The sequence below is a fragment of the Bacillus cereus group sp. BfR-BA-01347 genome (assembly GCF_022663835.1).
GTDB lineage: Bacteria > Bacillota > Bacilli > Bacillales > Bacillaceae_G > Bacillus_A > Bacillus_A thuringiensis_K.
Window position 1 is genome coordinate 369,379 of the sequence record NZ_JAKUGG010000004.1, and the last position, 13,646, is coordinate 383,024.

Consider the following 13,646-nt stretch of genomic DNA (forward strand, 5'->3'; position numbering starts at 1 on the left):
GAATTTTTTGCAAGAAAAAGAAAAAGAATCTATTTTGAAAAAAGATGATTCAAAATAGATTCTTACGTTTTAATATTAAGATTATTTTAATAAAAAATAAGTTCTAAGCTTTAGAAATATCAACGAATCCTTCTCCAAATACGTCACGAACATCATGTATAGCGATGAATGCAGCCGGATCTGTAGTTTGAACAATCCTCTTTAGCTTCACTACTTCTTGCTTATTGATAACAACATAAAGAATTTCCTTCGGAGTTTTCGTGTAATAGCCATGACCTGAATACACGGTAACCCCTCTGCCCATTAACGTAGTTACCTTCCCGGCAATTTCATTCGGGTTATCAGAAATAATTGTAATGGCTTTCTTCGGATTTAAACCTTCAATTACAAACTCCATCACTTTCGTTGCTACATATAGCATAATAATTGTTATCATCAGTTTTTCTGCACCAATGATGAAATAAGATGAAAACGCAACGATTAAATCGAAGAACAGTAGACCGTAGCTAATGCTCCATCCTAAATACTTATGCGTCATCCTTGCTAAGATGGTAGTACCTGCAGTTGTTCCGCCAACGCGAATGATAAGACCAATCCCGCATCCAATAAATATTCCTCCGAAAATGGCATTTACGAGCATTTCATCCGAAGCAATCGTCCATCCTTCTGTCAAATGAAGGAATAGCGAGTTCGTAACTACAGCGATAATCGTATAAATTGTTGTTATCTTATTTAAAAATTTATAACCGGCTATTAACAAAATTGCATTTAAAATTAAGTTAACTAAGCCCGGTGACCATTCAAATAAATAATACGTAATAATCGTGATACCTGTTACCCCACCCTCACCAAACTCGTTCGGGATAACAAACAAATTGACACCTAACGCAAAAAGAAATGCACCAATAATAATAAAAATAATGTCTGTCGTTCTTTTTTTCATACAGTACCTCACTTCTTATGTAAATATTTATTCTGCCATAAACTCTCACCATTATATCGTGGAATATTCAAATCGAACAGTGGTTTGTTTTTATTTTAATATAAGATAAAAAATCAACATTATTTATTATGTACTGCAAATAAAGTTTTGATTTCAACCGTAATTTACTCTTAAAAAGAAATGCTAAACATTGACTTGCACAAATTTCAAATAAAAAAGTACCCATCTAATTCTCATACGCAATGAGAATTAGATGGGTACTGCATGATACATTTAGTTTTTACATGTATTGTTTGGAGAAAATTGCAAATAACGACCTATACTCGCCTTATTAAGACCAAATCCATACATCATCATTATTTTCAGCGTTCGTCTTTGCTTCATGAACTTTTTCAATATGATCAACTGTGTTCCAGTTAATAGAAATACCACCCCAGCCCACATACTCCATATCAATTTTCACTTTCTCACCCACATTAAATACTTGTCCCTTTGTTAAGAAAACATCAATAATATCTTTCTTCCCATTTAGCGATGGATACTCAACTACAACATATTTAGTAGCACCGTCTCCCTCATCTTCCATCGTTCCTACTTTTGATACTTCTCCAATTACATAATTAGGTGAGCCATCTTCTTTCATGTGCATACCTAACTTGTTTGTTGTATTTTCAACTGCAGTTGCAACCATATATTCTGTAAAATTACGCATCATAGATCCAGTAGCTTTTACTTCATCTCCTACTTTAACGTTTGAAAGTGAATCAATATACACACTAACAGGTTCCTCATATTGCTGAGATTTTACAACAATTACACCGTTATCTACCTCTACTACTCGTCCTTCTAACGTCGAGAAGTTCGATTCAATAGAAGCGGCACTCGCTTTTGTTAGTTCTAACCCTGGTACATTTGTTCCTGATAATGCTGCGATACCTAAAGCACCTGCTAAAATTATTTTTTTCATACCCATATGTAACATCTCCATTCATGATGATTGTATTTGTTTGATTGGTATCGACCAACCTGTAATCATTATAGTTACAAGTCATAAAAATAACAACCGTTTTCCTCATGCAATGTTGCATACTGTAATTTTCAAATGTAAATTGATTATTCCTATATTCAACACTAAGACTGAATTCTTGAATCCCAGCAGGTAAACGGATTAATGATGAAGAAACTAATTTCATACATCATGTTTTTCAATGATACAGTTTGTATAATCGTAGTCCATTACATTATGTAGCAGCGGAGTTAACATGTTAATAAAACCAAAGAGGTTACAAGCAGGAGATATCCTGGCGACAGTAAGTCCTTCATGAGGAGGCGCAGGTAATTCTGAGATAAGATAACGATATGACAGGGCTCAAATAAATAAAAACACCCCTATAAGATATGACTGTGAATTAGTACTTTTCAAATGATAAAGGGGGATTTACATGTATGGAAGTAACATTTACAGTAAGTAAATGGGATGAAAAACCAATCGATGATACTAAAAAAGATTTCCCTATTAATATTGCACATGTCGAATATGATATTGATGGTGAATTAAAAGGAAAAGCTTTTATTGAATACTTCTTATATTATTTAGACTCAAATATAAATGATGGTCACTTAGCTACTTCTAAAATTTCTGGATTTTTACACTTTGAAGGAATTTATAAGGGGCAACAAGGGACATTTACAGCTATAGAGCAAGAAATATTTGATAAAGAAAATTTAGATTCCCCAGGAACAATTATTAAAGCTACCGGTAACTTAGAAAATCTAAAAGGATCCTATAATTATCAATTTACAGGTCAAACCAGTAAACTAATTTTAGAGTTTGAATGTTAGCAAAATATCCTATAATTTAGTGGAAAGGACACTTCTTGTAATACTAGGAATGTCCTTTTTGTTGACGAGCTTATTCAAGTTAAAAATGAACAGAATATATTACATAACTTCTTATTAACAGTATTCAATGATACATAAAATTTTCGTTATGGGGGGAATTAAAAATCTAAGCCCGAGTGACATGGCCCACCTATTCATTACTTTCTCTACTAACTAAAGAATAATCCCAGAAAAACTCCCCTTCATAACTTCCTTTTCAATTTGATTCCTACATATAAACATCGCAATAATTTTTGTACGATTTTTTTCATCGGGCTCAAATTGTTCAATGGTTACGTCACAATGAATAGTTACTATTAATTGGTGACTTTCGATTAAATGAAAATCGCCTCTTATAGAGCGCAGTTTTACTTATATTCATTCTTATGCAAATTCTGAGGCATATTCTTCGTATGTCTTTAATGTATTAAGCAATCGAACTGATTCAATCATGATTTCGTTCGATGAATCAGTTACACAAATGATAATAAATCGATTATCATCTCCGTCTCCAAACAAGCCTTCTGATTTAAGTTCCATTAACACATTTAACGTTTCTTTCAACAGTGTATTTACTCGTATGTTAAAGTCATCTTCGACGATATCATGATATTTGTTAATAATTTTGTTCACTTCATCAAACATTCCAAAATCGTCCCATTCGCTCCACTCAACAGCTCCGTATCTATAATAATTGTATAAAGGGTCCGACTTATTAACTTTGATTAGTCTTTCTTTATTAGCCACTGGTCCAATGCTATTGACACAATCGTCTGTTAATATGGAGTACCCATATATCGTGTCAACACCGCACCTAGTTATAAGTTCGTTATAATGACAACGAATTGCATTTTTCAACTCAACATAAAAACGTTCTTGCAGTTGCATTTTCATCGTATTTCCTCCGTTTTTTGTAGCGATCTGTCGTTACATATTTCAATCTTAACATCAAAATCAACATGAAACGTTAACTGAGCCAAAATAAGAAAAACCGAAACTATAATCATTTCGGTTTTTCAAAACTGTAGAAGTCTATATTTACTTTAAAGAATGTACAAACAACCCGCTGCGCAGTTTCGGTTCAAACCACGTTGACTTTGGCGGCATAATTTCTCCAGCGTCTGCGATTGCTAATAACGATTCCATTGATGTCGGATATAGTGAGAACGCTGCTTTATATTCACCGCTATTTACAAGGCGTTCTAGTTCTTCTAACCCGCGGATTCCTCCGACAAAATCAACGCGTGAATCAGATCGCGGATCGTGTATTTCAAGTACTTGGCTTAATAAATGATCTTGCAGGATAGATACATCTAAACCTCTAACAAGATCATTCGCATCAAATGTTTCTTCTTTCACAGTAAGCTTATACCACTTCTCATTTACATACATACCAAATGTTTTTGGCTCATTTGGTTTATACGGAGAAACAGCCGCTTCTTCTACATAAAAGTATTGCGTGATTTGTTTTAAAAACTGTTCTTCTGATAAACCGTTTAAGTCTTTTACAACTCGGTTATAGTCCCAAATAGATAACTCATCGTGAGGGAATAAAACAGATAAGAAGAAATTAAACTCTTCTTCTCCTGTGTAATTCGGATATTGTTCTCTTCGCATGAGCCCTACTTTTGCAGCTGATGCGGAGCGGTGATGCCCATCTGCAATATAAAGATTAGGAATATCTTCAAATACGTTTACTAAACTTGCAATTACTTCTTCATCAGCTATTTTCCAGGCAACATGCTTAACGCCGTCTTCTGCTGTAAATGTATAGATTGGCGCATGTTCTTCTTTCCAGCTGGCAACAAAACGCTTTATCTCTTCTTTTGTACGATACGTTAAAAAGATAGGACCTGTATTTGCGTCACACACATCTACGTGGCGAATGCGATCAAGTTCTTTTTCATGACGCGTTCTTTCATGTTTTTTAATTGTATCATCTTCATACTCATCAATAGATGTACAAACGACAAGGCCTGACTGCGTTCTTCCTTGCATCGTCAATTCATAAATGTATAACGCTGGCTCTTCGTCTTGAATGAACACTTCTTCTCGTATAAATCGATTTAAATTTTCACCCGCTTTTTCATATACGCGATCATCGTACGGTGAAAGTGCCGGGTCTAAATCAATTTCTGCTTTATCAACGTGTAAGAAAGAATAAGGATTCCCTTTTACAACCTCTCTTGCTTCTTCACTATTTAATACGTCATACGGTAAAGCTGCCACTTCCGCTGCTTTTTCTTCTACTGGACGAATGGCCCGAAACGGTCGGATTTTTGCCAAGTTCCTCTCTCCTTTACACAATCATTCGAACGGCTACAACACCTGTAATTTTGCTTATATTTTCCACAATATTCTCTTTTATTATATCATCAATTCCGTTATCAATATCAATCATTGTGTATGCCCAAGAATGTTTACTACGATTAATCATATCAGCAATATTAATATGATGTTCTGCTAAACATCCTGTAATTTGTCCTACCATGTTCGGAACGTTTTGATGCATAATCGTAATTCGTTTTTTTCCGATATACGGTAATTCTACGTTTGGATAGTTTACTGAATTACGAATATTTCCTGTCTCTAAATATTCACGTAATTGGCGCGCTGCCATTACTGCACAATTTTCTTCCGATTCAGACGTAGATGCACCGAGGTGAGGCGTCGCTGTTACGTTTTTCATTTTAATCACATTTTCATTCGGGAAGTCAGTTACGTAATGCGCAATAACATCTTCTTCTAACGCTTTTTGAAGAACTTTTTCATCTACAAGTTCTCCTCTTGAGAAATTGAATAAACGCATTCCTTTTTTCATCTTCTCTATAGCGTGTTCACCAATAAGCCCCTTCGTTTGATTGGTAAGAGGAATATGCAGTGTAATATAATCACACGTTGCAAAAATTTCATCAAGGCTAAATGCTCTTTGCACATGTGTAGAAAGGCGCCAAGCTGTTTCAACTGAAATGTAAGGATCATATCCGACGACGTCCATCCCTAAAGCTAACGCATCGTTCGCAACTAAAGCACCAATTGCGCCAAGTCCGATAACCCCTAGACGTTTCCCTGCAATCTCTGATCCAACGAATTGTTTTTTCCCTGATTCAACAAGCTGTGGTACTTCTTCACCCTCTAAATTTTTCGTCCAGCTTACTCCGTTAATAATATTACGTGAAGACATAATAAGGCTGGCGATAATAAGTTCCTTCACTGCATTTGCATTCGCTCCTGGTGTATTAAATACTACAATCCCTTTTTCTGTACAGCGCTCGACAGGAATATTATTTACACCAGCACCAGCTCTTGCAATCGCCTTTAAGTCTTTTGAAAAATCTTCTTGATGTAAAGAATAGCTGCGAAGTAAAATACCATCTGGGTGATCCATTCTCTCCCCTACTTCATAACGCTCTCCGCTAAGAACTTGTAAACCTTTTTCCGCAATTTGATTTAACGTTTGAACACGAAACATATCCCCATCTCCCTATCTATTCTCAAGCTCAAATTCCTTCATATAATCTACTAATTGCTGTACACCGTGTACTGGCATCGCATTGTAAATACTTGCACGCATACCACCGACTGAGCGATGTCCTTTTAACGTAACAAGGCCGCGTTCTTTCGTTTTTTGTAAAAACTCATTGTTCAGCTCTTCTGACGGTGTTGTAAACGGAATATTCATAAGTGATCGATACGCAGGGTCAACTGGTGAAGTAAACAATTTAGATTCATCTAAAAAATGATAAATAAGTGAAGATTTCATTCTATTCTGTTCTTCAATCGCAGATACTCCGCCTTGCTCTTTCAACCACTCTAGTACAAGTTTTGTTACGTAAATACTAAAGGATGGCGGTGTATTATATAAGGAGTTATTTTTACTGTAAGTTTCATAATTTAACATTGTCGGACAAGAGCGATCTGCTCCTCCAATTAAATCTCTTTTTATAATTGCAATCGTTAAGCCCGCTGGCCCTAAATTCTTTTGCGCTCCCGCATATATAAGGCCAAACTTCGTAACATCATATTGTTCTGATAAAATATTTGAGGACATATCCGCAACGAGCGATACTTTATCTAAATGTGGAACTTCTACATATTTCGTCCCCTCAATTGTATTATTCGTTGTAATATGTACATAATCTAGTTTTTCATCGCTCAGTAAACCATCCAATTTAGGAATTGTAGTAAACTTCGCTTGTTCAGACGAAGCAATCACTTGTACTTCCCCTACTTTTTCAGCTTCTTGCATCGCCTTTTTTGACCATGAGCCAGTCAATACGTACCCTGCTTTTTTATACGTATTCATTACATTTAACGGTATCATAGAGAATTGTAATGACGCACCGCCTTGTAAAAACAATACATCATATTCATTAGGAATGTTCATTAATTCACGAAGTAGGTTACTCGCTTCATCTATAATACTTTGAAAATATGAAGATCGATGACTCATTTCCATAATAGACATGCCTGTCCCGTTATAATTTACAAGCTCCTTTTGCACTTTTTCTAAAACTGGCAAAGGGAGTATTGATGGTCCTGCTGAAAAATTATACACTCTCTCCATCACCATGATAACCCCCCTATTTCTCATTTTTATTAATTTTTAAACTTTCTGAATTATAACCTAAAATATAATATACGGTCAATTTGTTTTCCACTATTATGGCGTAAGACGCAATGGAATCGCTTGCAAGTGCAAACCTTTTTTTATAAACATACAAAAAAGTGTTAAGTACATAATCGTACTTAACACTCTAGTAATGAAAGAATAATAGCTAATTGTCCGTAAAGAACCGATCAAAAATTTGATAAATTGCAGAAAGACCAATGAGCCAATAAATAGTGTCCACAAGCGCCGGCATAGAACCAAACCATTTCTCAACTACATTGTAATCTAACGCTACAAACAACCAATTCAAACCGCCAAGAATCACCAAAATTACTGTAAGGTAAGACAAAAATTTCATTATGATTGCCCCCTAGGTGATAAGATGGTGAAAGGCCTTTCACTAGAAATATATGTAGTAAACTTTAAAACTTACCTATTTTATAAAATTTATTTTCGGTACCACCCGCTAATAACTGCCTCTGCTTCTTTACTATGTATTTGATACGCATGCGTACTATCATTAGATCCAATAAACCAAATTGAAAAACCTTTAAAATATGGTTTTGGTTCTAATACGTCACGGTAAGCGCGCCATCCGTTTAATTGTACGTCTTTTGAAAACACATTAGAAACATCTGGATTCCACGGATTTTGCAGTCCAAGTTCACGCGCTGGAACATTAAATCCACCAAAATAAACAGGCTTTCCTGTTGCTTTATGTAATTGTTCTAGTTGCTGAACAACATTTTGCCCACGATTATATACTGTCGTCGCAAATAAACTTTGCTTCACTTCTTCGTATGATGGATTTCTTTTTCCTGAAACTTCAAACCAACTGTCTATGCTAACAATATCCACCTTTTTTAAATACGGGCGATTGATTTTCTCTTTAAACTTCGCTTCATAAGAAGGGTCCCAGCTTGCTGTTAACCACCAGTTCATTTGATACAAAACATTTCCTTTATACTGATTACGAACAAAATCAATTGTATCGCTCCAGTATCCTTCTGCATACTCCATATTCACGAAATTAGAAGCAATCTTTAGTCCATACACATTGTATTTACTTGTAATGGAATTAAAAATATCTTGCAGAATAACCGTCTTCCAATTCCAGAAGAAATCATTAATGTTACTTGGGTTCCATTCTGTCTCTCCAACATTCCCCTGCTGAATATACGGGAACGGTTCCACTATAACTTGAATATTACGCTTTAATAATTCTTGAATTAAAATACTAGCTTGTTGCTTTTGCGCTTGATTAATTACCATGTTAGTAGAAGTCACATTTGGGATATCTACTTGAATCGGTACATTTACTGTATTTAAATTTAAGCGCTCCACATCCGCTAATACTTTCGCTACATTTCCAACTTCCCATACTGTTACGTTTCCTGATTTGATTTTTCCAGATTGAACAGTATTTACATCTGCCTGTACATTTCCTTGAAAACAAAAAGAAAACAACATAATAAACACTCCTAAAAAACTTATTAAACTCTTATTTTTCTTCACAACTTTCCCCCTATAATTTTTGGCTTTCTTGATTATTTTATACAACGTTTCATATATATTCCACAAAAAATCCAATAAATTTTTATTGATAAAAATGCTATTCATCCTTTATTCACATCTTACTCATACTAAGCTCCTAAAAATAGTAAGATAAATAAAAAAGGAACGGATTTCCGCTCCTTTTTTATCTTTTTACAATTATCAATCCATTTCCCTTTTAGGCTCTACCAACATGATATGAGATTCCTTTTCAGTGAAAGGTTTATGCTCAACGCCTCTCGGGACAATAAACATCTCGCCTTTAGAAATTTTCACCTGTCCATCACGAAAATCGATGAACATCTCCCCTTCAAGCACAATAAATAGCTTATCCGTATTAGGGTGCTCATGCCATATAAAATCTCCATTAGCTTTAAAAAGCTGAATTTGATCGTCATTCATTTCACCAATCACTTGTGGATACCAATAATCGTTAATTTTAGATAACTCGTCATTTAGTTTAATAGGTTGGTAATGGATAATAATCCCTCCTCACTTTCAAATTCCACTATATTACAGTAATATAAGTAAAAAAGTCGTTATTACGCTTAAAAAGAAAATGCTCCGGCCAGAACTTTTCATTCAGATAGTACAAAGGAGTGATTTCAATGAAAGTACTTTCAATCCAATGTTTCCTTTAACTCTCCATAAGTATAGAACAGTGATTTTCAAATAAGAATGGACCCCTGTTGACATTAGTATGGATTATTGATGAACTTCTCGCGATATTTAGTAGGCGAAATGCCAACTCGCTTCTTGAAAACTCTACTAAAATAAAAAGGGTCTGCGATTCCAACAGCCTGCGCAATTTGTTGTACAGGCACATCACTTGTACATAACATTTTTTGAGCCATCTTTATACGATAGTTCAATAAATATTCTGTTGCCCCCATACCTGCATGCTTTCTAAACACGTAAGAAAGACGATTTCGATTAACATTATTTTGTTCTGTAAGCGTATGAATTGTAATATCCTTATAATAGTATTTACGAACGTAACTAGATATTCGTTCGAATAAAGTATGCGACTCATAATTGCTTTCTCTATTGAAAACACTTAATAAAGCTTCATTCAACGCTTCGCGAAACAGCATTTCGGTCTGAAACATCGAAATGCCTCCACGCTGATTATATACATCCCAAAGACGCATAAGTAATTCGACAAGACGAGGAGATTGTCCTGTTAATAATTCAAAATGCTGATGAGTAAAGCCAGAGTCTTCTCGTTCTGAATTGCTTATCTGATATAAAACAAGAATATATTCCCAGTTCATTTCACCAAGCATTTTATGGGCTAATGTCATTTTTGCACCCCCATGTATAACTTTTCCTGGGGAAAGAGTATACGGCGTACCATTAAATTGAAATTGCGTCTTCCCTGTAATTGGAAATACAAATCCTGGGAAAGAATCTGTAGACTCAGCAAAAGGCACACCTGGATTTTTAGCATAACGATATACTCCTTCTACTCGGAAAGGAGTATTGGCAAGATACTCTGCTAACTCATTCACGTCCAACTTCACAATACACGCCTCATTTCAATAATAGTTTTCTTGTAATTCGCGAGATTAATTGGTGTACATTCTGGGAAACGCTAAACTAAAAATAGTACATACAACTTAACAAGATCTGGTTATTAACCTATAAATATATTATTTTTCATTTATTGACCAAAGTATCCTCCCTATATTATTGATAATGATTTTCATTGTAGTTTGATAAAAAAACATTTGTCAAGTTGGCTGGCCTAGAAAAATGATGAAACAAGGGGAATAGAGGAACAGTTCTGTTGCAAATAATACCTAGTCTTTGTTAACTAATTCCCCTCAAAACTGGAATGATCATGTTAATAGTTGTAATGACTTTATTAGTTACAGCACTTGCAGCATGTGGAAATAATCGTAATCCTGAAGAAGTTGCTACAGCGTATTTCGAAGATGGAAACAGCCTACTATCAAATTAAATGATAGTAGGCTGGCTGTTAAAATTATTTAAGAACTGGGTTATGTTCTAAATGATAAGCTTTCATTATCAAAAAGAGTATTACTAGTTCCCTCCACAAACAAAAACACCCTATCACTTCGGTTCTAAATTTAGCACCTTCCCCTCTATCCCCTCCGTATTCAATGTAGTCGTATGATACGTGCCATTTACCCAATCATCTATTTGATCATGATACCAATCGCTTCTAAAATGGCCCGACTGTCCTGGCCCTACGATATGATAACCGTTTGACATATCTTTCGTATCAATAATGAATCTCCAAGACGCCCCGTGATTTACAATGCCGTTTTCGCCGTAACTCGCTGCTTGCACGGTAACTTGGCTCCCACCAATCGGAACTGGTTTCTCACGATTAAAAGCGAGTAATGCTAACATACTCGATGATTTCGAAATTGGATGTGTAAAAGCGAGTTGATGGTAATCGCCCCACTTCCACTCTCCAACATCGGGTCCATATTCCTTCTGCAATTTCTTCATTACATTCTCGTACGATGTATGCACAACTGTTGTGAAACCTCCGTACTTCGTAAACCAAACGCTATTTTCTCCCGCTACTTCTTTTCGAATCAATTCATCAACAACTTGTGACTTCCCTTCAAATAACTCCATTACATCTTTCGGTATTTCTTTTGAAAATAACGTATTTGAAATCTCTTTCATTAACAAATGGAATATTAATGGTGCCGCTTCATCTTTACTATCGTAAAAATTCCACTTTGTTAATTGGTTTACGCCTTCTTCCTCTACCTCATTTAAAGATGCTTTATTTAACTCTTTTAAAAATATAGGAGTAAACTCTTTCCCATATAAATTCTTTTGATCCATCTGTAACTCTTCTAAATCTTTCACCGTATACTTTTCCTTCTCTTGCAAAAATTCTTGAATACGCATTTGCCTATATGGCTGCGCCCACGTATTGCTAATATGATACGGATAATCATCATCAACAATTTTATTATTCGCAGTTGAAATAAACCCTTGTTTTGGATTAATTACTTTTGGAAGTTGATCAAACGGGATATACCCTTCCCATTCATATTCATCTGTCCATCCTGGAACAGGTAAGCTACCATCACCTTTTTTACGCACTGGTATATTTCCATTCGCTTTATAAGCAATTGTGCCGTCGTTTGATGCAAACACAAAGTTTTGGGTTGGTGTATGAAAATCTTGAAGAGCGGTTTCAAACTCATTCCAGTCTTTTGCTTTGTTCATATTTAATACAGCTTTTAACTCAGCTGACGGTTCTAAAGCTGTCCACTTTAAAGAGAATACTGTTTTCGTTTTCTCCTTCCCCTTATCCGCAAACTCTGAAATTACTGGTCCATGCCTCGTAATCGTAACGTTATAAGGAATTGTCTTCCTGCCTTTTACTTTAATCGACTCGTCTACAACGGTAGCTTTCTCCCATTTATCGTTATACAGAAATTCATTTTCATTATTAGGATTTCTCTTCTCAATATATAAATCTTGCACATCAGGCCCCGTATTCGTAACGCCCCACGCTATTTTGTCATTGTGTCCTAATATAACACCTGGTACTCCGGCGAAAATAACGCCACTCACATTCAAACCTTTCATTTCAAGTCGCGTTTGATACCAAATAGAAGGCGTCGCAAGAGATAAATGAGGATCATCTGCTAAAATTGGCTTACCTGACGCACTCTTCTCACTGCTCACAACCCAGTTATTACTACCGTTAAACTCCGGCGGAATTATCGTTTTTGAAAAACTTTGTGCTACGTCCACATTTGTATTTTTCAGTTCAGTTAGCAATCTAGGGGCATCTTTCGGATATGCAGGAAATAGCTCATTCGCTTGCTCTTTGGGAAGATTTTTCAGGGCCCAATATCGAAATGCCTGTCCGTGCCAATGTCCTCCTAAGTCAAACGCCATATACTTCCCGATCGTTAAAGTATCAACAATTGACCACTCAGCAGGTTCATAACCTAATATAGTAAACTCAACTGGTAATTTCTTTTCCTCTTTCGCCTCACGTATAAAAGCGTTCACCCCATCAGCAAATGACTGCAGGGCATATTTCGCTTCTCCATCATATTGACTAACTGAAGCTTCGGCCGCTCGCCGTAAACCGAGTGTTCGAAACAATTTATCTCGATCAACAGCTGCTTCCCCAACAACTTCACTTAACATACCAGACGCTTGTCTTCTACTTAAATCCATTTGAAACAAACGATCTTGCGCTTGCACATATCCTTGTGAAAAATATAAATCATGTGCATTTTCCGATTTAATATGCGGTACACCTTTACTATCACGCTTCACCGTAACAGCCTGTTGTAAATCCTCTAGCTTTATCGTTCCATCTATCTTTGGCATAGATTTCAGCGTATATATGTTCAAAAAAATCACAGCGGAAATAACTAACAAAAGAACGATACTACTAGCCCAAATAAAAATTCTTTTTCCCTTTTTTCGTTTCTTCTTTATAACGACTTCCATATAACCACCCCTTTCTCACACTATTCGCTTCTTTTTGAGAAAGAACCTTTTAAAGACATTGAAAAACCCCCTTCATTTTGAAGTGAACCCGAATAGTGGTACATGAAAAAAACACCTCCTGAATTCGCATACTAAGTATGCAAATTCATTGGAGGTGTTTTTCGTTTGAAGACAAGAGTTCATTACCCA

General features: G+C 35.6%; 12 protein-coding genes and 1 pseudogene. 1 reads left to right on the plus strand and 12 read right to left on the minus strand.

Translation table 11 applies throughout. The annotated features are described in order from the left end of the window. Positions 1–103 precede the first annotated feature (103 nt). On the minus strand, positions 104–943 hold the full coding sequence (locus MR143_RS10000; protein ID WP_000747488.1) for a YitT family protein: 840 nt from the start codon (positions 941–943) through the stop codon (positions 104–106). 331 nt (positions 944–1,274) lie between these two features. Beyond that, positions 1,275–1,916 carry an ATP F0F1 synthase subunit alpha gene (locus MR143_RS10005; protein ID WP_046946107.1) on the minus strand — a complete coding sequence of 214 codons (642 nt, stop codon included), beginning with the start codon at positions 1,914–1,916 and terminating at the stop codon, positions 1,275–1,277. A 473-nt stretch (positions 1,917–2,389) separates the two neighbouring features. Between MR143_RS10005 and MR143_RS10010 the strand changes: the two genes are divergently transcribed. Beyond that, on the plus strand, positions 2,390–2,785 hold the full coding sequence (locus tag MR143_RS10010) for a DUF3224 domain-containing protein (RefSeq protein WP_000454095.1): 396 nt from the start codon (positions 2,390–2,392) through the stop codon (positions 2,783–2,785). Positions 2,786–2,998: 213 nt separating this feature from the next. Here the strand turns inward: MR143_RS10010 and MR143_RS10015 are convergent. From MR143_RS10015 to MR143_RS10060, 10 genes and pseudogenes are all read right to left on the minus strand, one after another. Beyond that, positions 2,999–3,136 (minus strand): annotated as a pseudogene (locus MR143_RS10015) (enoyl-CoA hydratase); the annotation flags it as partial. 72 nt (positions 3,137–3,208) lie between these two features. Beyond that, on the minus strand, positions 3,209–3,718 hold the full coding sequence (locus tag MR143_RS10020) for a DUF4303 domain-containing protein (RefSeq protein WP_002164097.1): 510 nt from the start codon (positions 3,716–3,718) through the stop codon (positions 3,209–3,211). Between the two features lie 144 nt (positions 3,719–3,862). Further along, positions 3,863–5,110: a DUF1015 domain-containing protein gene (locus MR143_RS10025; protein WP_001063036.1), complete on the minus strand. Its 1,248-nt coding sequence runs from the start codon at positions 5,108–5,110 to the stop codon at positions 3,863–3,865. Between the two features lie 13 nt (positions 5,111–5,123). Further along, positions 5,124–6,296 (minus strand): 3-phosphoglycerate dehydrogenase family protein, encoded by a 1,173-nt coding sequence (locus MR143_RS10030; protein ID WP_000490256.1) that lies wholly within the window; start codon positions 6,294–6,296, stop codon positions 5,124–5,126. A gap of 12 nt (positions 6,297–6,308) precedes the next feature. After that, positions 6,309–7,391, minus strand: coding sequence for a 3-phosphoserine/phosphohydroxythreonine transaminase (gene serC, locus MR143_RS10035; RefSeq protein WP_199717643.1), 1,083 nt, complete (start codon positions 7,389–7,391; stop codon positions 6,309–6,311). 211 nt (positions 7,392–7,602) lie between these two features. After that, a complete protein-coding gene (locus MR143_RS10040; RefSeq protein WP_000670803.1) occupies positions 7,603–7,794 on the minus strand; it encodes a DUF378 domain-containing protein in 192 nt (63 codons plus the stop codon). Between the two features lie 89 nt (positions 7,795–7,883). Beyond that, positions 7,884–8,951 (minus strand): glycoside hydrolase family 113, encoded by a 1,068-nt coding sequence (locus MR143_RS10045; RefSeq protein ID WP_242280727.1) that lies wholly within the window; start codon positions 8,949–8,951, stop codon positions 7,884–7,886. A 201-nt stretch (positions 8,952–9,152) separates the two neighbouring features. Next, complete coding sequence (locus MR143_RS10050; RefSeq protein ID WP_000997182.1) at positions 9,153–9,392, minus strand: cupin domain-containing protein; 240 nt, start codon at positions 9,390–9,392, stop codon at positions 9,153–9,155. Positions 9,393–9,685: 293 nt separating this feature from the next. Further along, a complete protein-coding gene (locus MR143_RS10055) occupies positions 9,686–10,513 on the minus strand; it encodes a helix-turn-helix transcriptional regulator (RefSeq protein WP_000762816.1) in 828 nt (275 codons plus the stop codon). 553 nt (positions 10,514–11,066) lie between these two features. Beyond that, positions 11,067–13,457, minus strand: coding sequence for a penicillin acylase family protein (locus MR143_RS10060; RefSeq protein ID WP_000454310.1), 2,391 nt, complete (start codon positions 13,455–13,457; stop codon positions 11,067–11,069). Positions 13,458–13,646 lie beyond the last annotated feature (189 nt).

Bases quoted from the DNA above. Each gene is read 5' to 3' on its own strand.
- serC (WP_199717643.1), bottom strand. From the start codon at position 7,391: ATGGAGAGAGTGTATAATTTTTCAGCAGGACCATCAATACTCCCTTTG.
- MR143_RS10010 (WP_000454095.1), top strand. From the start codon at position 2,390: ATGGAAGTAACATTTACAGTAAGTAAATGGGATGAAAAACCAATCGAT.
- MR143_RS10030 (WP_000490256.1), bottom strand. From the start codon at position 6,296: ATGTTTCGTGTTCAAACGTTAAATCAAATTGCGGAAAAAGGTTTACAA.
- MR143_RS10005 (WP_046946107.1), bottom strand. From the start codon at position 1,916: ATGGGTATGAAAAAAATAATTTTAGCAGGTGCTTTAGGTATCGCAGCA.
- MR143_RS10000 (WP_000747488.1), bottom strand. From the start codon at position 943: ATGAAAAAAAGAACGACAGACATTATTTTTATTATTATTGGTGCATTT.
- MR143_RS10020 (WP_002164097.1), bottom strand. From the start codon at position 3,718: ATGAAAATGCAACTGCAAGAACGTTTTTATGTTGAGTTGAAAAATGCA.
- MR143_RS10050 (WP_000997182.1), bottom strand. From the start codon at position 9,392: ATGAATGACGATCAAATTCAGCTTTTTAAAGCTAATGGAGATTTTATA.
- MR143_RS10060 (WP_000454310.1), bottom strand. From the start codon at position 13,457: ATGGAAGTCGTTATAAAGAAGAAACGAAAAAAGGGAAAAAGAATTTTT.
- MR143_RS10040 (WP_000670803.1), bottom strand. From the start codon at position 7,794: ATGAAATTTTTGTCTTACCTTACAGTAATTTTGGTGATTCTTGGCGGT.